This is a genomic window from Mesorhizobium sp. M4B.F.Ca.ET.143.01.1.1 (assembly GCF_004792275.1).
Lineage (GTDB): Bacteria > Pseudomonadota > Alphaproteobacteria > Rhizobiales > Rhizobiaceae > Mesorhizobium > Mesorhizobium abyssinicae.
Genome location: NZ_SRSR01000199.1, coordinates 1 through 336, shown reverse-complemented (window position 1 = coordinate 336; position 336 = coordinate 1). Strand labels below are relative to the sequence as shown.

The 336-nt window shown below is 67.3% G+C and carries 1 pseudogene; it reads left to right on the top strand.

Going from position 1 to position 336, the window contains the following annotated elements:
• A pseudogene (locus EN786_RS36620) lies at nt 1-336 on the top strand (sugar ABC transporter ATP-binding protein); the annotation flags it as partial.

The window sequence follows — 336 nt, the reverse complement described above, 5'->3', positions numbered from 1 at the left end:
CTGATCCCAGCCAAGATCGACGCCAATGGCAGTGGACTCTCTGTCGTGCTCGACCGCGAGGCGCGCCAGCCGATCGTGCTGCCGATGCCCGGCGCGCCAGCTGGTCTGTCGGCCTTCAAGGACAAGCAGGTCATCTTCGGCGTTCGCCCCGAAGCGCTGACCGATCCGGAAGGTGCCGAGCGTAACGGATCCGAGATCGCTACCGCCGACTGCCACATCGAAGTGGTTGAGCCGGCGGGCTCGGACACCTTCGCCGTCACCAATCTCGGCGGCAAGGGCGTGGTGGCACGGCTGAGGGCGGATGCCAGGATCCAGCCCGGCACCAGCACGCCTCTG